This is a genomic window from Ramlibacter sp. PS3R-8 (assembly GCF_037572435.1).
Lineage (GTDB): Bacteria > Pseudomonadota > Gammaproteobacteria > Burkholderiales > Burkholderiaceae_C > Ramlibacter.
In genome coordinates, this window is the sequence record NZ_JBBHGT010000008.1 from 22,253 (window position 1) to 41,528 (window position 19,276).

Here is a 19,276-nt window from a genome sequence, read left to right on the forward strand (position 1 = left end):
CCGCCCCAACATTTCCCGGCGCGCAATGAGCCGCCGGGAGCAAGGATGAAAAAGTGAGCATCACCGGTACCCTCATCATTCAGGTGATCGTGTTCCTGCTGCTGGTCGGGTTCACGATGAAGTTCGTGTGGCCGCCGATCGCGACCGCGCTGGACGAGCGCGCCCGCAAGATCGCCGAAGGCCTGGCTGCCGCCGACAAGGCGAAGTCCGAGCTGGCCAGCGCCAACCGTCGCGTCGAGGAGGAGCTGGCCAAGTCGCGCAACGAGACCGCCGTGCTGCTGGCCGATGCCCAGCGCCGCGGCCAGGCGATCGTCGATGAAGCCAAGGTTCGCGCCACCGAAGAGGCCAACAAGATCATCGCCGCCGCCCGTGCCGAGGCCGAGCAGCAGACGGTGAAGGCACGCGATGCCCTGCGCGAGCAGGTCGCCGCGCTGGCCGTCAAGGGCGCCGAGCAGATCCTCCGCAAGGAAGTCAACGCCGGCGTGCACGCAGAGCTGCTCAACCGCCTGCAGACCGAGCTGTAACATGGCCGAACTCGCCACCATCGCCCGCCCCTATGCCGAGGCGCTGTTCCAGAGCTCCTCGAGCGACCTGAACGGCACCATGCAGTGGCTCGACGCCCTTGCGGGCGTGGCGGGCAACCCCCAGTTGCTGCAGTTCGCAGGCAACCCCAAGGTGCAAAACCGGCAGGTGTTCGACGTCGTCAGCGACGTCGCGCGCGTGCAGTTGCCGACGGCGGGCCAGAACTTCCTGCGCCTGATCATCGACAACGGCCGCCTGGCGGCGGTCCCCGAGGTCGCACGGCAGTTCCGCGAGATGAAGAACGCGCAATCGGGCTCGTCCGATGCCGTGGTCTACAGCGCATTCCCGATCGCGGCGCAGCAACTCGGCGCCGTGGCCCAGGCGCTGGAAATGCGGTTCGGCCGCAAGCTCAATGTCACCGTGCAGGAGGACCCGTCCCTCATCGGCGGCGTTCGCGTGGTGGTGGGCGACGAGGTGCTGGACACCTCCGTGAAGGCCCGCCTGGAACAAATGAAAGTCGCCCTCACCGCGTGATTCGCGGCGTGATGCGTATAGCCAACCTAGGACAGAGTCATGCAGCTCAATCCCGCTGAAATTTCCGAACTGATCAAGAGCCGGATCGAAGGCCTCGACACCACCGCCGACATCCGCAACCAGGGCACCGTGCTGTCCGTGACCGACGGCATCGTCCGCGTGCACGGCCTGTCCGATGCCATGGCCGGCGAAATGCTGGAATTCCCGCCCACCCCCGATGGCGCCCCCACGTTCGGCCTGGCGCTGAACCTGGAGCGCGACTCCGTCGGCGCGGTGATCCTGGGTGAGTACGAGCACATCTCCGAGGGCGACACCGTCAAGTGCACGGGCCGCATCCTCGAAGTGCCGGTCGGCCCCGAGCTGATCGGCCGCGTCGTCAACGCCCTGGGCCATCCGATCGACGGCAAGGGCCCGATCAACGCCAAGATGACGGACGTGATCGAGAAGGTCGCTCCCGGCGTGATCGCGCGCCAACCGGTCGACCAGCCGGTGCAGACCGGCCTGAAGGCCATCGACTCCATGGTGCCGATCGGCCGCGGCCAGCGCGAGCTGATCATCGGCGACCGCCAGACCGGCAAGTCCGCGGTGGCGATCGACACGATCATCAACCAGAAGGGTCAGAACATGACCTGCGTGTACGTCGCCATCGGGCAGAAGGCGTCCACGATCAAGAACATCGTGCGCGCCCTGGAAGCCAACGGCGCGATGGAGTACACCATCGTCGTGGCCGCTTCGGCGTCCGAGTCGGCCGCCATGCAGTACGTGTCCGCGTACTCGGGCTGCACGATGGGCGAGTACTTCCGCGACCGCGGGCAAGACGCGCTGATCATCTATGACGACCTGTCCAAGCAGGCCGTCGCCTACCGCCAGGTCTCGCTGCTGCTGCGCCGCCCCCCGGGCCGCGAAGCGTATCCGGGCGACGTGTTCTATCTCCACAGCCGCCTGCTGGAGCGCGCCGCACGCGTGAACGTGAAGTACGTCGAGGACTTCACCAAGGGCGCCGTGAAGGGCAAGACCGGTTCGCTGACCGCGCTGCCGATCATCGAGACGCAGGCCGGCGACGTTTCCGCCTTCGTGCCGACCAACGTGATCTCGATCACCGACGGCCAGATCTTCCTGGAAACCAGCCTGTTCAACGCCGGCGTCCGTCCCGCCATCAACGCCGGTATCTCGGTGTCGCGCGTCGGTGGCGCTGCCCAGACCAAGCTGATCAAGTCGCTGTCCGGCGGTATCCGGACCGACCTGGCGCAGTACCGTGAACTGGCCGCCTTCGCGCAGTTCGCCTCCGACCTGGATGCCGCCACCCGCAAGCAGCTGGATCGCGGCGCCCGCGTGACGGAACTGCTCAAGCAGCCGCAGTACAGCCCGCTGTCCATCTCCATGATGGCCGCCTCGCTGTTCGCGGTGAACAAGGGCTACTTCGACGACATCGACGTCACGCGCGTCTTGGCGTTCGAAAGCGGCCTGCATGGCTGGCTGAAGGGCAAGAACGCGGCGCTGATCGGCCGGCTCGAGAGCGAGAAGGCGATGTCCAAGGAATCGGAAGCCGAGCTCACCGCGGCGATCGAAGCGTTCAAGAAGACCTTCGCATAGCCAATGACTTTGCGGGACAGGCCAGACAGCGAAGCGGCTGCTCTGTCCCCAACTGACCAGGACATATAGCAATGGCTGCAGGCAAGGAAATTCGCGGCAAGATCAAATCGGTGGAAAGCACCAGGAAGATCACCAAGGCCATGGAGATGGTGGCCGCGAGCAAGATGCGCAAGGCGCAGGAGCGGATGCGTTCCGCCCGCCCCTACAGCGAGAAGATCCGCAACATCGCGGCCAACCTCGGCAAGGCCAACCCCGAGTACACGCACGCGTTCATGAAGACGAACGACGCGAAGGCCGCGGGGGTCATCGTGGTCACGACCGACAAGGGCCTGTGCGGCGGCCTCAACACCAACGTGCTGCGCGCGGTGACGCAGAGGCTGCGCGAAGCGAAGGCCGCCGGCATCGACACGCAGGCGGTGGCGATCGGCAGCAAGGGCCTCGGCTTCCTGAACCGGATCGGCGCCAAGGTCGTGTCGCACGTGACCCAGCTCGGTGACGTCCCTCACCTCGACCGCCTGATCGGGCCGGTGAAGGTGCTGCTGGACCAGTATGCCGAGGGCAAGCTGAGCGCCGTGTTCATCTCGTACACGAAGTTCATCAACACCATGCGGCAGGAGCCGGTGGTGGAGCAGTTGCTGCCCCTGTCCGCCGCCAAGATGCAGGCGGACTCCCACGCCAGCGGCAGCCAGGAGCACGGCTGGGACTACATCTACGAGCCGGATGCACAGACCGTCATCGACGAGCTGCTGCTGCGTTACCTCGAGGCGCTGGTCTACCAGGCCGTGGCGGAGAACATGGCTTCCGAACAGTCTGCGCGGATGGTGGCCATGAAGGCCGCCACCGACAACGCGGGCAACCTCATCGGCGAACTCAAGCTGGTCTACAACAAGACGCGCCAGGCCGCGATCACGAAAGAGCTCTCGGAGATCGTGTCGGGTGCCGCCGCCGTTTGACGGCGGCTCCGAGCCTTCTGTTTAAATTTATCGGAGCAACCATATGGCTCAAGTCCAAGGAAAAATTGTCCAGTGCATCGGCGCCGTCGTCGACGTCGAGTTCCCGCGCGAGCAGATGCCGCGCGTGTACGACGCACTGAAGATGGAAGGCAGCGACCTGACGCTGGAGGTGCAGCAGCAGCTGGGTGACGGCGTGGTCCGCACCATTGCGCTGGGCTCGTCCGACGGCCTGCGCCGCGGCTCGATGGTCTACAACACGAAGGCGGCCATCACGGTGCCCGTGGGCAAGGCCACGCTGGGCCGCATCATGGACGTGCTCGGCAACCCGATCGACGAGCGCGGCCCGGTCGACCAGGCCCTCACGGCCCCGATCCACCGCAAGGCTCCCGCGTACGAGGAACTGTCCCCGTCGCAGGAACTGCTGGAAACCGGCATCAAGGTGATCGACCTGATGTGCCCGTTCTCCAAGGGCGGCAAGGTCGGCCTGTTCGGCGGCGCCGGCGTGGGCAAGACCGTCAACATGATGGAGTTGATCAACAACATCGCCAAGGCGCACTCGGGCCTGTCGGTGTTCGCCGGCGTCGGTGAGCGCACCCGCGAAGGCAACGACTTCTATCACGAGATGGCGGACTCCGGCGTCGTCAACCTGGAGAACCTGGGCGAGTCGAAAGTGGCCATGGTGTACGGCCAGATGAACGAGCCTCCGGGCAACCGCCTGCGCGTGGCGCTGACCGGCCTGACCATCGCCGAGTCGTTCCGCGACGAAGGCCGCGACGTGCTGTTCTTCGTGGACAACATCTACCGCTACACGCTGGCCGGCACGGAAGTGTCCGCGCTCCTGGGCCGCATGCCTTCCGCCGTGGGCTACCAGCCGACACTGGCCGAGGAGATGGGGCGCCTGCAGGAACGCATCACGTCGACCAAGGTCGGCTCGATCACCTCGATCCAGGCCGTGTACGTGCCTGCGGACGACCTGACCGACCCGTCGCCCGCCACCACCTTCGCCCACCTGGACGCCACCGTGGTGCTGTCGCGCGACATCGCCTCGCTGGGCATCTATCCGGCCATCGACCCGCTGGACTCCACCAGCCGCCAGGTCGACCCGAACGTGGTCGGCGAGGAGCACTACGGGACGACGCGTGCCGTCCAGTCCACGCTGCAGCGCTACAAGGAACTGCGCGACATCATCGCCATCCTTGGGATGGACGAACTGTCGCCGGAAGACAAGCTGGCCGTGGCCCGCGCCCGCAGGATCCAGCGTTTCCTGTCGCAGCCGTTCCACGTCGCCGAAGTGTTCACGGGCTCGCCCGGCAAGTACGTGACGCTGTCGGAAACCATCCGCGGCTTCAAGATGATCCTGGCCGGCGAATGCGACCACATGCCCGAGCAGGCTTTCTACATGGTCGGCACCATCGACGAGGCCTTCGAGAAGGCCAAGAAGATGGCTGCATAATTTGCGGGACAGACCGGACAGCATGGCCGATACCCCCCACACCATCCACGTCGACGTCGTGAGCGCCGAAGAGCTGATCTTCTCCGGCGAGGCCCGCTTCGTGGCGTTGCCGGGCGAAGCCGGCGAACTTGGCATCTACCCGCGCCACACGCCGCTGATCACGCGCGTGAAGCCCGGCTCGGTGCGCATCGAGAAGGCCGATGGCGGCGAGGAATTCGTCTTCGTCGCCGGCGGCATCCTCGAAGTGCAGCCCAATCGCGTCACCGTCCTGTCCGACACCGCCATCCGCGGCAGGGACCTGGACGAAGAGAAGGCCAACATGGCCAAGGCCGCCGCCGAAGAAGCGTTGAAGAATGCCAAGACCGACATCGACCTGGCCAAGGCCACGTCGGAGCTCGCCGTCATGGCCGCGCAGCTCGCTGCCATGCGGAAGTACACGCAGAGAAAGTAAGTCTCCTTTGCGGGACAGACCGGAAAGCGAAAGCGACCGCTCTGTCCGCAACCCAACAGAACAATAAGCGCTAAAAACCAGCGCACTCCAAGCCCCCCGCCGCAAGTCGGGGGGCTTTTTTACTTTTCCGGCAATACTGGCGCATGCTGGAGCGCGTCGTTGATCTGTTGTGGTGGCCCCGAAGAGTGGCCGCGGTCCTCTTGTTGCTCTGGGTCGCATGGAACCTGCGCGCAAGTTGGGTTCCTTCGTGGTGGGTGATCGGCATGGCGGCGGTGCACGTGATCGCCGCCATCGGCCTGTGGTATCGCCGGCGCTGGGCCTGGGGCACGGCGCTCCTGCTGCAGGTGGCGCTGCCCCTGCTCGGGTTGCTGGTCTCCGCCCGTTTGATCGGCGACGCGCGATGGTGGTTGCAGCAACTGCCGCACGTTGTCATCGCGGTGCTGCTGCTGCTGCCCGAAGGACGCCGCAGCCGCGCCACCTTGCGCGAGCCCGGGTTCGAACCGGGCGACACGACGCCGGTGAAGTGAGCCATGCTGCGGCCCGTTGTCGTCCGCGACCTGCGGTTGAAGCCGGAAATGCATTCCGGCGAGCAGTTCCATCTCAGCGCCGCGAGCGGCCTCGTGCGTGCGGGCGGTACCTGCATGTCGTCGCGGACGACGAGCATCACCTCGGCACGCTGGACCTGCAAGCGCCGGACGGCGAGCTCCAGCTGTTTCGCTTCCGTGCCGGCGACCTGCCGGCCGACCGGCACGAACGCAAGCGGTCGAAGCCGGACCTGGAGGCGCTGGCCATGCTGCCGCCGGAACCCGGCTGGCCCCAGGGTGCGCTGCTCGCATTCGGGTCGGGCTCCAGGCCGCAGCGGCAACACGCGTTCCTGCTTGCGCTGGATGCTGACGGCCGCATCGCCGGACCGCCCCGCGCGCTGGACCTGGGTCCTCTCTACGCACCACTGCGCGAGCGGTTCACCGACCTGAACATCGAAGGCGCGTTCGTGGCCGGGGGCCGCATGCACCTGCTGCAACGCGCCCATCGGCGGCAGCCGCGCAATGCTTGCGTCAGCTACGACCTGGTCGAGATGCTTTCCTGGATCGGCGTGGAGGCGTGCAGGACGGCCGCACCGTCACCGGTGCAGTGCACCGACTTCGCCCTCGGAACGGCCGCAGGTGTCCCTTACGGTTTCACCGACGGCGCGGCATGGCCGGGCGGGGGCTGGGTCTTCACCGCAGTGGCCGAAGACACCGAGGACAGCTATGCGGACGGCCGCTGCGCAGGCTCCGCGGTGGGTTGGGTGTCGGGGGTGGGAGCTCTGCTGGACCTGCAGGTGCTGGCGGGCGCCCCCAAGGTGGAGGGTGTTGCTGTCACCGAGGATTCGGGCTTGCTGCTGGTGACGGATGCGGACGATCCGCAAGTCGCCTCCCGGTTGTACGCGTTGCGCGCCGGTGCCGGGGTGCGGCTGCGCGCGCAGCCCGGCCCACGAGCGGACGGTGGCGGCGATTCGTAGGCCGGGTTTCGCGCAGCGAACCCCGGCGCCGCCTCACGCCAGCGCGTGCATGAGTGCCGGAATCTCCGCCGGGAGTTCGCGCGCGAGATAACCTAGCGTCCCGTAGCGCGCCGCCAGCACATCGCCGGCCCGCGCATGCAAGGCCACTCCCCACACCGCCGCTTGTTCCGGCGAGGCCCCGCGCGCAGCCAGGCCGGCGATGACACCGGCCAGCACGTCGCCGGAGCCTGACATCCCCAGGCCTGGCGTGTGGCACGCGTGCAGCCACGCCTCGCCGTCTGGCCGGGCCACGATGGTGGTGGCCCCCTTCAGCGCCAGCACCACCTGCCAGCGCTCGGCATGGCGGCTTGCGGCGTGCAACGGCTCTTCGCGCAGGTCGTCCTTTTCACCGCCGGTCAGGTGCGCCATCTCCCCGGCGTGCGGGGTCAGGATCACCGGCTGTGCGAGGCGGCGCGCCGTCATCACCGCATCCATCGCGATCGCGTCGAGCAGCACCGTCGCCTGCTTGAACACCGGCAACAGCCCCTGCACGAACGTCAGCGTCGATTCGCGCCCGATCATGCCCGGCCCGATCAGCAACGCCGAGGTGCTCGCGCCGAGCGCTTGCAGCAACGGCAAGCCGTGAAACGAGGGCCCGCCGTCGGATGCCTCGGGCAGCGCGATCACGCGCGCCTCCGGTACGCAGGCGGCCACCGATTGCGCGGCGGACTGCGGCGTGGCGATCACCAGCTTGCCGGCGCCGGCGCGCATCGCGGCGGTGGCGGCCAGCACCGCGGCGCCGGGCATCTCGCGGCTGCCGGCGACCACCACCACGCGGCCGCGGTCCTCCTTGTCGCCATCGGCTTGCGGCGTGGGCAGCGGCCAGGCGTGCAGCAGCGCGTCGTCGACCTCGACGGCGGCAAGCACCTTCATGGCTTGGCCGCCACCGCAGCGTCGGGCTCCACCGTCACCGGCGTGCCTGCGCGCACCAGCGGAGCGACCAGGTCCGTGAGGTCCGGCACCAATGTGCATCCGTCCTCGGAGATCCGCCACGACGTGACCCCGCAGTTGGGCACGTCACCAAGCTTGTCGATGCCCAGGATCTGCGCCTCGTCGAGGTTGTCCACCAGGTAGCGCATGCAGTTGACGATGACCTGGTGCGCCACCACCAGCACCCGCTGGCCGGCGTACTCGCGCGACATCATCTCCGTCAGGCTGCGCAGGCGCAGGATCACGTCGCACCAGCTTTCGCCGCCGGGGGGACGGAAATAGAACTTGCCCACGTGGCTGCGCTGCTCGTGCAGTTCGGGGTACTTCTGGCGGATGCCGTGCACCGTGAGCCGGTCGAGGATGCCGAACTCCTTTTCGCGCAGGCGTTCGTCCACGCGCATCTTCAGGTCCGGCCCCGGGCGCATGTCCGCTTCCTCCAGCACCAGCCGCGCCGTCTCGCGCGCGCGCACATACGGAGAGCACAGCACCACCTGCGGCCGCTGCGGCGCGGGCAGCTGCGCGAACCAGCGGCCCAGGGCGCGCGACTGCTCGACGCCAAGGTCCGACAGCGGTACGTCGATGTCGCGGTATTCCACGTCGATCAGCACCAGGCCCTCGGCCTCGGCGCGGTCGCGCGCGACGTTGCCGGCGCTCTGCCCGTGCCGCGCGATCCACAGCATCGAGGGCCACAGGGGGCGTGGGGCTTGGGGAGTGGCCATGCCCGGGAGTGTTCGGCATGGCTCGGCCTTGCCCTGTGGCAGGACAGCGCGAGGACCTGTAGGACGGAAGAAATTTCCCGCGCTCCGTAGGGGTCAGTCCGGAGTCCGGAAAGCTCTGCCGCCGATTAGGCTCGGGCGCAGACGGCGCAAAGCCGCAACAGATCGTTGGAGACTCCCATGCGCAAACTCGCTTGCATGCTGCTGGCCGCGGCCGGACCGGCACTCGCACAGGACATCGTCGTCGGCCAGTCGACGCCGCTCACCGGCGGCAATGCCGAGCTCGGCAACGACATCCGCAACGGCGCCCTGGCGTATTTCAAGAAAATCAACGACGCCGGAGGCCTGCCGCAAGGCAAGCTGAAACTGGTGACACTCGACGACCGCAACGAGACCAAGCTGTCCGCCGAGAACACCGGCAAGCTGATCAACGAGCTCAACGTGGTGGCGCTGTTCGGCTATGCGTCGTCCACCCTCAGCGTGCCCGCGATGCCGGCCGTCGCCGAGCACCGCGTGCCCTTCTTCGCGCCGTTCACCGGCGCGGACACCATCCGCAAGCAGAACGACTTCGTGTACACGGTGCGCGCGACGTATGCGGACGAGATCGTGAAGATCATCAACTTCTGGGGCAACCTGGGGAGCACCCAGGTCACGGTGCTGCATTACGACGACACCGTGGGCAAGCAGAACTTCGAGACCGTCGCCACCGTGCTGAAGAAGTTCGACCGCCAACCGGTGTCGGTCGCGATCAAGCGGAACGCGGACATCACGGAGGCCAACGTCGCGGAAGTGGTCGCGTCGAATCCCAACGTGCTGGTGGTGACCACGCTCTACGCGCCCGCAGCGCAGATGATCAAGAAGCTGAGGGCGGCCAACCGCGCGACGATGGTCACCAGCCTTTCCTTCGCCGGCGCCAGCCAGCTGGCCAAGGCGCTGGGCAAGGACGCCACCGGCGTTTCGGTGGCGATCACGGTGCCCACGCCGCGCTCCAACGGCGTTCCGGTCGTCAAGGAGTGCAACGAAGCCTGGAAAACCTCGGGCCAGCAGGAGGCCATGTCGGTGACGGCACTGGAGTCCTGCATCGCCGCCAAGGTTCTGGTCGAAGGCATGAAGCGTGCGGGCCGCGAAATCACGCGGGCGTCGCTGCACAAGTCGCTGTCCGCCCTGGGTCGCTTCGACGCCGGCGGCTATGTCGTCGACTTCAAGCCCAACTTCCGCCATGGCGGCAGCTACGTCGGCATGGCGCTGTTGAAGCCGAACGGCGAAGTGCGGGACTGACGCCGGGCTTGGCGCTCACCCCAGGATCGGCTCGTCCGGCAGTTCGTTGGGGTTCGCGGAACCTGCCGTCGCGGGGAAATGCCGCACCAGCTCCGCCGTGACCGCATCGATGGCATCGACCAGGCCTTCCTCGTGGCGCCCGGCGCGGAACGAGGCGGCCATCCGTTGCACGATCTGCTGCCAGTGCGCGGGCGCCACGTGCCGGCTGATGCCGCGGTCGGCCACGATCTCGATGGCGTGTTCGGCCAGCAGCAGGTAGATCAGCACGCCGTTGTTCTGCTCCGTGTCCCACACGCCGAGCTTGCCGAACATGGAGATCGCGCGTTCGCGCGGCGTGGCGTCCCGCCACAGGTAGCTCATGGGAAGCCCGGCTTCCACGTAGATGCGGATCTCCCCGGTGTGGCGGCGCTCGCTGTCGGCCACGCGCGCCGCGAGCTTTTGCACCAGCGCCGGCGGGATGGCGCGGCGGGTGTCCGCGTCGTCGAGCCAGCGGTGTCGGAACATGCGTTGCGCTCGCGCCATCATCACCAGTCTCCCGAGGCGCCACCGCCGCCGAAGTCGCCACCGCCACCGGAGCTGAAGCCGCCGCCACCGCCTCCGCCCCAACCGCCGCCACCGCCGCCCCCGAAGCCGCCGGGGAAGATCACCGGCCCGCGGCCGCGCCGGCCGCCCAGACCGCTGCCGCCGGACAGCATGGTGAACAGCAGCGCCAGGATGCCGGCAACACCGGCCACCGCCAGGCTGGAGGTGATCAGCATCGCGATGGCGCCGACGCCCCCGCCCGTGACCAGCGAGCCGAGCTTGCGGCCGAAGATGCCGCGCAGCATGGCCCCCGCGATCGGCACGGCGAAGAACAGGAAGATGGCCAGGTCGAACCAGTCGAAGCCGCCGCTGCCGGCGCGCTGCTGCGACGCCGGTTGGCGCGGCGCGGGCAATGCCTCGCCGCTCACGCGCGCGATCAGCTGGTCGGCCGCTGCGTTCAGCCCGCCGGCGAAGTCGTTCTGCCGGAAGCGCGGCGTGATCGCGTCGTCGATGATCTGCTTGGCGGCGAGGTCCGGCACCGCGCCCTCCAGCGTCTTCGCCACCTCGATGCGGACCTTGCGGTCCTCCTTGGCCACGATGACGAGGATGCCGTCACCCACCTCCTTGCGGCCGATCTTCCAGGCGTTGCCCACGCGGTTGGCATAGCTGGCAATGTCTTCCGGCAGCGTCGTCGGCACCAGCAGCATCACGATCTGCGTGCCCTTGGACTGCTCGAAGGCCGCCAGCTTGTCGTCCAGGCCCTTGCGCTGGATGGCGTCGAGCGTGCCCGTCTGGTCGATCACCCGTGCGGTCAGCTCCGGCACGGGCAGCACGCCCTGCGCGGCCGCGAGGGACGCGCAGAACGCCAGCAGCCAGGCGAGCAGGGCTCTCAAGTCAGCTCAGCGCGTGGGGGTGCCCGTGGCCGGTGCAGTGGTCGCCGGAGCGGCAGGGGCCGCAGGCGCCGCGGGAGCACCCGGCGCCGGCCGGCTGAAGTCCACCGTCGGCGGCACCGAGATCTGCGCTTCGTTCTGCACCGTGAAGGTGGCCTTCGGGTCGTAGTTGAAGATCATCGCCGTCAGGTTGGTCGGGAAGCTGCGCGCGAGCACGTTGTACTCCTGCACCGTCTGGATGTAGCGGTTGCGCGCCACGGTGATCCGGTTCTCGGTGCCTTCGAGCTGCACGCGCAGGTCGCGGAAGCCCTGGTTGGCCTTCAGGTCCGGGTAGCGCTCGCTCACCACCAGCAGCCGCGACAAGGCGCCGGACAGCTCGCCCTGCGCCTGCTGGAAGCGCTGCATCGCTTGCGGGTCGTTCAGCGTTTCGGGCGTCACCTGCACCGAGGTCGCCTTGGCGCGGGCTTCGACCACGCGCGTGAGCGTTTCCTGCTCGAAGTTGGCCTCGCCCTTGACGGTGGCCACGATGTTGGGCACCAGGTCCGCGCGTCGCTGGTACTGGTTGAGCACCTCGCTCCAGGCGGACTTGCTCGCCTCGTCTAGTCGCTGGAAGTCGTTGTATCCGCAGCCGGCCAGCAGCAGCGGGAAAGCCAGGATCAGCAGCCACCGTTTCATCTCTTGTTCCCTTTGGCAATGAGCGTCGAAGGTAGCATATGTGGGATGTATCAGGACGCGGTTCAAGTGCTGCAAGGCTCGATGCTTCGCAGCCCGACAGTCGGCCTGCCCCGGCTGCTCATCGCCGGCGCGACCGGCGTGCTTGGCAACGAAGTGTTGCGGCGGCTCGTGGGCGGCGGCGCCTTCTCGACGGCGCAGGTCCTGGCCCGCGAGCCCATCACCACCGGTCTGCGCGGCGTGCGGGTGACGCTGGTCCCGCCCGGCGAACCGGCCGATTGGCCGGCCGCGCAGGCCGACGTGGGCATCGTCATGTTCGAACCGCCGCGCCTGTTCCACGACCGCGAGCGTGCGCTGTGGACGCCGTCGCCGCAGCAACTCCCCGCGCTGGCGCGATGGCTGCGCGCGAGCGGTGTGCGGACGCTGGCGGTGGTGCTGCCCCATGCGCCGGGGCGCCTGCCGGACGCGCTCAAGCGCGGGCTGGCCAGCCTGGACGAGCATGCCGTGGCAAGCGCGGGATTCGATCGCCTGCTGATCCTGCGATCCGCGCAAAAGCCGGTCGAGGCAACGCAGGCCAGCGCCCCCGCGCGGTTGGCGCACTGGATGCTTTCGACCCTCAAGTACATGATCCCGAGCAGCGAGCAACCGGTGCGCGCGGCCAAGGTGGCGGAACTGCTCGCCATCGCGTTGCGCATCGCGCCGCCCGGCACCCACGTGGCTGCGCCGGAAATCGTGTGGGAGGCGGCGCAGGGCGACGGGCCGAAGGTGGCGGCGCGCTGGCTCGGGAGCCGCTGAAAACTTGGGCACAATCGGCGCGAAAGCCTTCCCATGCGCAAGAAGTCCAAGCTCCAGGCCGCCCAGCTCGATGGGGACGCCGATGACATCGAAGCCGCGTTCTACGACGCGCTGCAGAGCGGCGACATCGAAAAGCTCATGGCGTGCTGGGCCGACGAGGACGACATCTTCTGCATCCACCCCGGCGGCCCCCGCGTGATCGGCGCCACCGCCATCCGGGCGACCTTCGAGTCGATGTTCTCGGAAGGCGGCTCGGTGCGGGCCTGGCCGGAGCGGGTGCGCAAGACCGTGGCCATCGGCAGCAGCGTGCACAACGTGCTGGAGCGGGTGGAAGTGCTGTCGCCCGGCGGCCCAACCAACGCCTGGGTCATCGCAACCAACGTCTACCACCGCACCGCGCAGGGCTGGCGGCTGGTGGCGCACCACGCCAGCCCCGGCACCACGAGCGAGATCCAGGAAGTCTCGGACGCGCCGTCGATCCTCCATTGAACGCCTACCGCGCGCCCTGGTGGCTGCCCGGCGGCAACCTGCAGACGATCTGGCCCGCGCTCATGGCGCGCCGCACGCGCGGCCCGTCGCCGCATTACCGGCGCGAGCGCTGGACCACGCCGGATGGCGACTTCGTGGATGTGGACTGGCAGGTGGCGGCAAGTCCCCCGCCGGACCCCGCCTTGCAGCCGCTGCTCGTGCTGTTCCACGGACTCGAAGGTTCGTCCCGCAGCCACTATGCCGAAGCCTTCGCGGAGGTCGCCGCGCGCAGCGGCATCGCCTTCGCGGTGCCGCACTTTCGCGGCTGCAGCGGGGAGCTGAACCTGGCGCCGCGGGCCTACCACTCGGGCGACCACGAGGAGATCGGCTGGATCCTGCAGCGGCTGCGCGAGCACCATGCCGGCCCGCTGCTGGCCGTTGGCGTGTCCCTGGGCGGCAACGCCTTGATGCGCTGGGCCGGCGAACATGGAGAGTCGGCCTCGCGCCGGGTCGCCGCGGTGGCCAGCGTCTGCTCGCCGCTCGACCTGGCCGCCGGCGGCCATGCCATCGGGCGCGGCTTCAACCGGCTGGTCTACACCACGATGTTCCTGCGCTCGATGAAGCCCAAGGCGCTGCGCAAATGGGCGCAGCACCCGGGCCTGTTCGATCGCGAGGCCCTGCTCGCGGCGCGGGACCTCTACGAGTTCGACGACGTGTTCACCGCGCCGCTGCACGGCTTTCGGGGTACCGAAGATTACTGGGCGCGCGCCTCGGCCAAGCCGCACCTGGCGCGCATCCGCATCCCCGCGCTGGCGCTGAATGCGCGCAACGATCCCTTCGTGCCGGCGGCCAGCCTGCCGCTGCCGCACGAAGCCGGCGGCCACGTGACGCTGTGGCAGCCGGGGCAGGGCGGCCACGTCGGCTTTCCGGCGGGCAGGTGGCCGGGGCAGGTCTGGGCGATGCCGGAGGCGGTGACCGCATGGCTGCTGCGGTCGGCGGGACTCGGTGCGTCCGGCCTAGGGGCTTGAATTGGCGTGCGGCGCCGTGTAGCGGCGCCGGGGCACCCACGTGGTACCGGCAGTGGGGATGCCGGTTGCCGCGGTATGCGCGCCGCTGAAGGCCGCAGCGATCGTCTGGGTGGTGGTCACGGTGGCCTGCGGCGCGGTGCCGCCGGTCGACGCCGGGGCCATGCCCGCCGCGCCGCTGCTGGCTGGCGGCCAGCCGGCCTCGCTGGCCAGCCGCGGCGTGCCGACGGGGTTGGCCGCCTTGCCCTCGCGGACGGCCACCATGTCTTCCTCGCTCGGGTATTGGTTCAACAGGACAAAGTCGAAGACACGGCGGGCGATGGGCGCCGCGGCGGCCGCGCCGAACCCCGCGTTCTCCACGATCATGGCGATGGCGATCTGCGGTGCATCCGCCGGCGCGAACGCGATGTACAGCGAGTGGTCGCGCTGGTGCTCCTCCAGCTTGGAAGCGTTGTACTTCGCGCCTTGCGCCACGCCCACGGCCTGCGCGGTGCCGGTCTTGCCGCCGGACAGGTAGCTGGCGCCCTGGAACACACGGGTCGAGGTGCCTTGCTGCGTCACCGCGACCATGGCCTTGCGCACCACGGCCAGGTGCTCGGGCTTGTAGCCGAGGTTCACACCCGGTTCCCGGGGGATGGGTTTGAGCTGCTTGCTGCCGGCGTCCTGCGTCGCGACCACCAGGTGGGGCTTGTGCTTCACGCCGTCGTTGAGCATCGCGCCCAGCGCATGCGCCATCTGCAGCATCGTGAAGCTGTTGTAGCCCTGGCCGATGCCCAGCGAGATGGTCTCGCCGGCGAACCACTTCTTCTGCTCGGGACGCCGGTAATAGGTGCGCTTCCATTCCTGGCTGGGAAGCACGCCCCGGACCTCGCCGAAGATGTCGATGCCGGTGATCTGCCCGAAGCCCAGCGGCTTCATGAAGTCATGCATCAGGTCCACGCCCATGTCGTTGGCCAGCGAGTAGTAGTACACGTTGCTGGACTTCACGATGCTGGCATGCATGTCCACCGGGCCGAGCCCGTGGTCGCCGTGGCTGCGGAACACGTGGCCGCCGAAGCTCCACGAGCCGTTGTCCTGGATCACCTGGGTGGCGCTGCGCTTGCCGGTGTGCAGCGCGCCCAGGGCCATGAAGGGCTTGTACGTCGACCCCGGCGGGTAGGTGCCGCGCAGCGCGCGATTGAGCAGCGGCTTGTCGATGGACTCGTTCAGCGCGGCCCAGTTTTCCTGGTCGATGCCGTCGACGAACAGGTTGGGGTCGAAGGTCGGCTTGGAGACGAAGGCCAGGATCTCGCCGTTGCGCGGATCCAGCGCCACCATCGCGCCGCGGCGGTCGCCGTACAGGTCTTCCACCAGCTTTTGCAGCTTGATGTCGATGGACAGCATCACGGTGTTGCCGGAGGTGGCGGGGCTGCTGGCCAGCTTGCGCACCGCGCGGCCGCCGGCCGAAGTCTCCACCTGCTCGGTGCCGGTGGTGCCGTGCAATTCCTTTTCGTAGCTCTGCTCCACGCCCAGCTTGCCGATGTATTCCGTGCCCCGGTAGTTGGCCTGCTCCTCCTCGGGCCACTCGCCGATCTGCTCCTTCTCCTTCTGGTTGATGCGGCCGATGTAGCCGATGGCGTGGCTGGCCAGTTCGCCCCAGGGATAGCTGCGGAACAGGCGGGCGTTGATCTCGACACCGGGGAAGCGGTAACGCTGCACGGTGAAGCGGGCGACTTCCTCGTCGGTGAGCTTGGTGCGGATCGGCAGCGAGTCGATGCTCTTGCTTTCCTCCAGCAGCTTCTTGAAGCGGCGGCGGTCGCGCTGCTGGATGTCGATGACCTGCGCGAGCTCGTCGATGACGGTCTCCAGCGGGCGCGTCAGGCGCGAGCGCGTGATCTCCAGCGTGTAGGCGGAATAGTTGGTTGCCAGGACGATGCCGTTGCGGTCCAGGATCAGGCCGCGGTTCGGCACGATCGGCACGATGGCGGTGCGGTTGGCTTCGGCCAGTTCGTCGAACTGCGCATGCTGGATCACCTGCAGGTACAACAGGCGCGCGACCAGCAAGGCGAAGCAGACCAGCACCACGGCACTGGCCACGAGAATGCGGATGCGGAAGCGCGAGAGGTCGGCCTCGACGTTCTTCAGCTCGGTCATGGAACCCAGAATGATCATCTGACCCGCAAATTTAATCAGTTGGGGTCAGAGCACAATTTGCTGCGCAAATTCGTGATCTGACCCACAAGGTATCAGGCTTCGTGATCTGACCCACAAGGTATCAAGCTTCGTGATCTGACCCACAAGGTATCAGAGAGGCCTATTCTCGTCCGGATCCGGCGCCCTGCGCTGCGGCAGCAACATCAGGACACTCACTACGGGCCAGAGCACGGCTTCCAGCACGGGGGCGAGCAGGACGCTGGGGCCGGGAAAAGCCCCGCCGGCCAGCATGCGGATGGCCAGCTCGATGGCGTGGGCGGCGGCGAACAGGGGCAGCACCTGCACGGCCTGCGACGGGACGGTGAACCACAGCAAGCGCCGGTGGATGGTGATGGCGAAGTAGCTGAGCGTCGTGTAGGCCAGCGCATGCTGTCCGAGCAGCGACGTCTGGTGCACGTCCACCGCCAGCCCGAACATGAAGGCCGCCACCACGCCGATGCGCAAGGGCTGGTGCACGCTCCAGAACACCAGCACCACCGCGAGCACGTCCGGCATCCAGGGCAGGCGCCCGAGCGGCAGCATGGTGACCATCAGGGCCACGATCAGCGTGAACCAGATGAAGAAGGGGTTGGCCGGCAGCAGCAGCGGCTGGCCGGGACGCATGATCATGCCAAAGCGCTCCTCATTTGCGGGCCGAACGCTTCAGCGCGGGGGCTGCGTCTTCGGGCGCGGGCCGCGGCGGCATCTGCGCCAGCAGCGACTTCAGCACCATCACGTGCCGGGCGCCGTCGACCAGCGCCGCCGGCACGCAGACGATGCGGGCAAAGGCCGAGTCGGGGCGGCGCTCCACCTTGCTGACCTTGCCCACGGGGATGCCCGCGGGGTACACGCCGTCCACGCCGCTGGTGGTGAGCAGGTCGCCCGGCTGCACGTCGGCGTTGGCGGCCATGTAGCGCAGCTCCAGGCCGCCGCTGCCGTGCCGGCCGGCGTCGCCGTAGGTGATGCCACGCGCGCCCGTGCGGGTGTTCAGCACGGGGATGGCCTGGTCGCTGTCGGTCACCAGCGTCACCTCGCTGATGAGGGGGTGGACCCGCGTGACCTGGCCCAGCACGCCGGACTCGTCGATCACCGGCGAGCCGGCCGACACGCCCTGCGCCAGGCCGCGGTCGATGATCACCTTGCGGCTGTACGGGTCGGCCGCGTCGTACAGCACCTCCGCCGGCACCGCCGGGGTGTTCAGCCGCTCGCGCAGGCCGAGCAGCTTGCGCAGCTGCGCGTTCTCGTTGGCGAGCTGCTCCACCTGGGTGGCGCGCTGGGACTGCAGCACCAGCTTGCGGCGCGCAGCCTCCTCGTTGGTGATGGCGGTGTTGAGGGTGACGAAATAGTCCTGCGCACCGCGCACGGCCAGCACCGGCCGCATCGCCGTCCACTGGATCGGGAACAGCGCGGTGGCCATCGCCGCGCGCACCGGCTGCGTGATCTTGAAGCGCGTGTCCGCCACCATCAGGAACAGCGCCAGCGCGCTGCAGACCATCAGCTTGGAAAGCGCGGAGGGTCCCTGCTTGAAGAATGGCGGAGGGGTGCGGTCGAGGGTGCCTAAGGGCATGGGCGGATTGTGCCCGGGGGGCCTTACTCGCTAGTGAAGATCGAGCCCAGCCGTTCCATGCGCTCCAGCGCGATGCCGCAGCCCCGCACCACGCAGGTCAGCGGGTCTTCCGCCACCAGCACCGGCAGGCCGGTTTCCTCGGCCAGCAGGCGGTCGAGGTCGCGCAGCAGCGCGCCGCCACCGGTGAGCATCATGCCGCGCTCGGCGATGTCGGCGCCCAGTTCCGGCGGCGTCTGCTCCAGCGCGTTCTTGACCGCCGACACGATATTGTTCAGCGGGTCCGTCAACGCTTCCAGGATCTCGTTGGAGCTGATGGTGAAGCTGCGCGGAACGCCCTCGGAAAGGTTGCGGCCCTTGACCTCCATCTCCTTCACCTCGCTGCCGGGGAAGGCGGAGCCGATCTGCTTCTTGATGGCTTCGGCCGTGGGCTCGCCGATCAGCATGCCGTAGTTGCGGCGGATGTAGCTGATGATGGCCTCGTCGAACTTGTCGCCGCCGACGCGCACGCTGCCCTTGTAGACCATGCCGCCCAGGGAGATCACGCCGACTTCCGTGGTGCCGCCGCCGATGTCCACGACCATCGAGCCGGAGGCTTCGGACACCGGCAGGCCGGCGCCGATGGCCGCGGCCATGGGTTCCTCGATCAGGTAGACCTCGCTGGCGCCGGCGCCCAGCGCCGATTCACGGATGGCCCGGCGCTCGACCTGGGTGGAGCCGCAGGGCACGCAGATGATGATGCGGGGGCTGGGCCTCAGGAGGGACCGGGGATGGACCATCTTGATGAACTGCTTGAGCATCTGCTCCGTGACGGTGAAGTCGGCGATCACGCCGTCCTTCATCGGCCGGATGGCCTCGATGTTGCCGGGCACCTTGCCCAGCATGGCCTTGGCTTCGTGGCCGACGGCCTGGATCGACTTCTTGCCCTGCGGGCCGCCTTCGTGACGGATCGCCACCACGGAAGGTTCGTCGAGCACGATGCCCTTGTCGCGGACGAAGATCAGGGTGTTGGCCGTGCCGAGGTCGATGGCAAGGTCCGTGGACAAGTAGCGTCGGAAAACTCCGAACATGGGGGAAATCCTCGTTTCTTCTGTGAAAGCGGCCGCTTTGCGCGGCCGTTGCACCAATGGCGGAGCTCCGCTCGCCGAAGGCGGGATAATACCTGATCCCCTGTGCCGGACCCCCGTGCGCGGCCCTG

At 68.2% G+C, this 19,276-nt stretch carries 21 protein-coding genes; 12 read left to right on the forward strand and 9 right to left on the reverse strand.

Going from position 1 to position 19,276, the window contains the following annotated elements; genetic code table 11:
* Positions 1 to 53 precede the first annotated feature (53 nt).
* The 8 genes from WG902_RS21195 (at position 54) to WG902_RS21230 (ending at position 7,007) form a co-directional block, all read left to right on the forward strand.
* Positions 54 to 524, forward strand: a complete 471-nt coding sequence (locus WG902_RS21195; RefSeq protein WP_340062209.1) for a F0F1 ATP synthase subunit B — start codon at positions 54 to 56, stop codon at positions 522 to 524.
* 1 nt (position 525) lies between these two features.
* The gene (locus tag WG902_RS21200) at positions 526 to 1,056 is read left to right on the forward strand and encodes a F0F1 ATP synthase subunit delta (RefSeq protein ID WP_340062210.1); all 531 of its coding nucleotides are present in this window, start codon (positions 526 to 528) and stop codon (positions 1,054 to 1,056) included.
* Positions 1,057 to 1,095: 39 nt separating this feature from the next.
* Complete coding sequence (gene atpA / locus WG902_RS21205) at positions 1,096 to 2,649, forward strand: F0F1 ATP synthase subunit alpha (RefSeq protein ID WP_340062211.1); 1,554 nt, start codon at positions 1,096 to 1,098, stop codon at positions 2,647 to 2,649.
* A gap of 71 nt (positions 2,650 to 2,720) precedes the next feature.
* The gene (gene atpG, locus WG902_RS21210; RefSeq protein WP_340062212.1) at positions 2,721 to 3,602 is read left to right on the forward strand and encodes a F0F1 ATP synthase subunit gamma; all 882 of its coding nucleotides are present in this window, start codon (positions 2,721 to 2,723) and stop codon (positions 3,600 to 3,602) included.
* Positions 3,603 to 3,645: 43 nt separating this feature from the next.
* Positions 3,646 to 5,055 carry a F0F1 ATP synthase subunit beta gene (gene atpD, locus WG902_RS21215; protein WP_340062213.1) on the forward strand — a complete coding sequence of 470 codons (1,410 nt, stop codon included), beginning with the start codon at positions 3,646 to 3,648 and terminating at the stop codon, positions 5,053 to 5,055.
* A 22-nt stretch (positions 5,056 to 5,077) separates the two neighbouring features.
* Positions 5,078 to 5,506 carry a F0F1 ATP synthase subunit epsilon gene (locus tag WG902_RS21220; RefSeq protein ID WP_340062214.1) on the forward strand — a complete coding sequence of 143 codons (429 nt, stop codon included), beginning with the start codon at positions 5,078 to 5,080 and terminating at the stop codon, positions 5,504 to 5,506.
* Positions 5,507 to 5,691: 185 nt separating this feature from the next.
* On the forward strand, positions 5,692 to 6,033 hold the full coding sequence (locus tag WG902_RS21225; RefSeq protein WP_340062215.1) for a hypothetical protein: 342 nt from the start codon (positions 5,692 to 5,694) through the stop codon (positions 6,031 to 6,033).
* On the forward strand, positions 6,030 to 7,007 hold the full coding sequence (locus WG902_RS21230; protein WP_340062216.1) for a DUF6910 family protein: 978 nt from the start codon (positions 6,030 to 6,032) through the stop codon (positions 7,005 to 7,007). The genes WG902_RS21225 and WG902_RS21230 overlap by 4 nt, the downstream gene beginning before the upstream one ends.
* Before the next feature lie 33 nt (positions 7,008 to 7,040).
* Here WG902_RS21230 and WG902_RS21235 read toward each other — a convergent pair whose 3' ends face one another.
* Both WG902_RS21235 and WG902_RS21240 read right to left on the reverse strand, forming a co-directional pair.
* Entirely contained in the window at positions 7,041 to 7,919 is an 879-nt protein-coding gene (locus tag WG902_RS21235; RefSeq protein ID WP_340062217.1) for an NAD(P)H-hydrate dehydratase, read from the reverse strand.
* On the reverse strand, positions 7,916 to 8,695 hold the full coding sequence (locus tag WG902_RS21240) for a histidine phosphatase family protein (protein ID WP_340062218.1): 780 nt from the start codon (positions 8,693 to 8,695) through the stop codon (positions 7,916 to 7,918). The genes WG902_RS21235 and WG902_RS21240 overlap by 4 nt, the downstream gene beginning before the upstream one ends.
* Before the next feature lie 177 nt (positions 8,696 to 8,872).
* Between WG902_RS21240 and WG902_RS21245 the strand changes: the two genes are divergently transcribed.
* Positions 8,873 to 9,970, forward strand: coding sequence for an ABC transporter substrate-binding protein (locus WG902_RS21245; protein WP_340062219.1), 1,098 nt, complete (start codon positions 8,873 to 8,875; stop codon positions 9,968 to 9,970).
* Between the two features lie 15 nt (positions 9,971 to 9,985).
* Here WG902_RS21245 and WG902_RS21250 read toward each other — a convergent pair whose 3' ends face one another.
* Genes WG902_RS21250 through WG902_RS21260 form a run of 3 tightly spaced genes read right to left on the reverse strand, consistent with a single transcriptional unit; the run spans position 9,986 to position 12,057 of the window.
* Positions 9,986 to 10,474 (reverse strand): TPM domain-containing protein, encoded by a 489-nt coding sequence (locus WG902_RS21250; RefSeq protein WP_340062220.1) that lies wholly within the window; start codon positions 10,472 to 10,474, stop codon positions 9,986 to 9,988.
* A 20-nt stretch (positions 10,475 to 10,494) separates the two neighbouring features.
* Positions 10,495 to 11,376 carry a TPM domain-containing protein gene (locus WG902_RS21255; protein ID WP_445263722.1) on the reverse strand — a complete coding sequence of 294 codons (882 nt, stop codon included), beginning with the start codon at positions 11,374 to 11,376 and terminating at the stop codon, positions 10,495 to 10,497.
* A 15-nt stretch (positions 11,377 to 11,391) separates the two neighbouring features.
* Positions 11,392 to 12,057 (reverse strand): LemA family protein, encoded by a 666-nt coding sequence (locus WG902_RS21260; RefSeq protein ID WP_340062222.1) that lies wholly within the window; start codon positions 12,055 to 12,057, stop codon positions 11,392 to 11,394.
* A gap of 45 nt (positions 12,058 to 12,102) precedes the next feature.
* Between WG902_RS21260 and WG902_RS21265 the strand changes: the two genes are divergently transcribed.
* The 3 genes from WG902_RS21265 to WG902_RS21275 are packed head-to-tail and all read left to right on the forward strand — an operon-like array spanning position 12,103 to position 14,345.
* Entirely contained in the window at positions 12,103 to 12,849 is a 747-nt protein-coding gene (locus WG902_RS21265; RefSeq protein WP_340062223.1) for a hypothetical protein, read from the forward strand.
* Positions 12,850 to 12,882: 33 nt separating this feature from the next.
* Positions 12,883 to 13,338: a YybH family protein gene (locus WG902_RS21270; RefSeq protein ID WP_340062224.1), complete on the forward strand. Its 456-nt coding sequence runs from the start codon at positions 12,883 to 12,885 to the stop codon at positions 13,336 to 13,338.
* Positions 13,335 to 14,345 (forward strand): YheT family hydrolase, encoded by a 1,011-nt coding sequence (locus WG902_RS21275; RefSeq protein ID WP_340062225.1) that lies wholly within the window; start codon positions 13,335 to 13,337, stop codon positions 14,343 to 14,345. Before WG902_RS21270 ends, WG902_RS21275 begins: the two co-directional genes overlap by 4 nt.
* Here WG902_RS21275 and mrdA read toward each other — a convergent pair.
* The 4 genes from mrdA to WG902_RS21295 form a co-directional block, all read right to left on the reverse strand.
* Entirely contained in the window at positions 14,334 to 16,475 is a 2,142-nt protein-coding gene (gene mrdA / locus WG902_RS21280; protein WP_340062391.1) for a penicillin-binding protein 2, read from the reverse strand. The two genes, WG902_RS21275 and mrdA, sit on opposite strands and share 12 nt — an antisense overlap.
* A gap of 150 nt (positions 16,476 to 16,625) precedes the next feature.
* The gene (gene mreD, locus WG902_RS21285) at positions 16,626 to 17,144 is read right to left on the reverse strand and encodes a rod shape-determining protein MreD (RefSeq protein WP_340062226.1); all 519 of its coding nucleotides are present in this window, start codon (positions 17,142 to 17,144) and stop codon (positions 16,626 to 16,628) included.
* A gap of 13 nt (positions 17,145 to 17,157) precedes the next feature.
* Entirely contained in the window at positions 17,158 to 18,081 is a 924-nt protein-coding gene (gene mreC, locus WG902_RS21290) for a rod shape-determining protein MreC (RefSeq protein WP_340062227.1), read from the reverse strand.
* Positions 18,082 to 18,104: 23 nt separating this feature from the next.
* The gene (locus WG902_RS21295) at positions 18,105 to 19,148 is read right to left on the reverse strand and encodes a rod shape-determining protein (RefSeq protein ID WP_340062228.1); all 1,044 of its coding nucleotides are present in this window, start codon (positions 19,146 to 19,148) and stop codon (positions 18,105 to 18,107) included.
* Positions 19,149 to 19,276: the final 128 nt, after the last annotated feature.

What these genes read in the sequence shown, in the direction of transcription:
- WG902_RS21200 (WP_340062210.1), top strand. Translation starts at nt 526, where the DNA reads ATGGCCGAACTCGCCACCATCGCCCGCCCCTATGCCGAGGCGCTGTTC.
- atpA (WP_340062211.1), top strand. Translation starts at nt 1,096, where the DNA reads ATGCAGCTCAATCCCGCTGAAATTTCCGAACTGATCAAGAGCCGGATC.
- atpG (WP_340062212.1), top strand. Translation starts at nt 2,721, where the DNA reads ATGGCTGCAGGCAAGGAAATTCGCGGCAAGATCAAATCGGTGGAAAGC.
- atpD (WP_340062213.1), top strand. Translation starts at nt 3,646, where the DNA reads ATGGCTCAAGTCCAAGGAAAAATTGTCCAGTGCATCGGCGCCGTCGTC.
- WG902_RS21220 (WP_340062214.1), top strand. Translation starts at nt 5,078, where the DNA reads ATGGCCGATACCCCCCACACCATCCACGTCGACGTCGTGAGCGCCGAA.
- WG902_RS21235 (WP_340062217.1), bottom strand. Translation starts at nt 7,919, where the DNA reads ATGAAGGTGCTTGCCGCCGTCGAGGTCGACGACGCGCTGCTGCACGCC.
- WG902_RS21240 (WP_340062218.1), bottom strand. Translation starts at nt 8,695, where the DNA reads ATGGCCACTCCCCAAGCCCCACGCCCCCTGTGGCCCTCGATGCTGTGG.
- WG902_RS21245 (WP_340062219.1), top strand. Translation starts at nt 8,873, where the DNA reads ATGCGCAAACTCGCTTGCATGCTGCTGGCCGCGGCCGGACCGGCACTC.
- WG902_RS21250 (WP_340062220.1), bottom strand. Translation starts at nt 10,474, where the DNA reads ATGTTCCGACACCGCTGGCTCGACGACGCGGACACCCGCCGCGCCATC.
- WG902_RS21260 (WP_340062222.1), bottom strand. Translation starts at nt 12,057, where the DNA reads ATGAAACGGTGGCTGCTGATCCTGGCTTTCCCGCTGCTGCTGGCCGGC.
- WG902_RS21265 (WP_340062223.1), top strand. Translation starts at nt 12,103, where the DNA reads ATGTATCAGGACGCGGTTCAAGTGCTGCAAGGCTCGATGCTTCGCAGC.
- WG902_RS21270 (WP_340062224.1), top strand. Translation starts at nt 12,883, where the DNA reads ATGCGCAAGAAGTCCAAGCTCCAGGCCGCCCAGCTCGATGGGGACGCC.
- mrdA (WP_340062391.1), bottom strand. Translation starts at nt 16,475, where the DNA reads ATGACCGAGCTGAAGAACGTCGAGGCCGACCTCTCGCGCTTCCGCATC.
- mreD (WP_340062226.1), bottom strand. Translation starts at nt 17,144, where the DNA reads ATGATCATGCGTCCCGGCCAGCCGCTGCTGCTGCCGGCCAACCCCTTC.
- mreC (WP_340062227.1), bottom strand. Translation starts at nt 18,081, where the DNA reads ATGCCCTTAGGCACCCTCGACCGCACCCCTCCGCCATTCTTCAAGCAG.
- WG902_RS21295 (WP_340062228.1), bottom strand. Translation starts at nt 19,148, where the DNA reads ATGTTCGGAGTTTTCCGACGCTACTTGTCCACGGACCTTGCCATCGAC.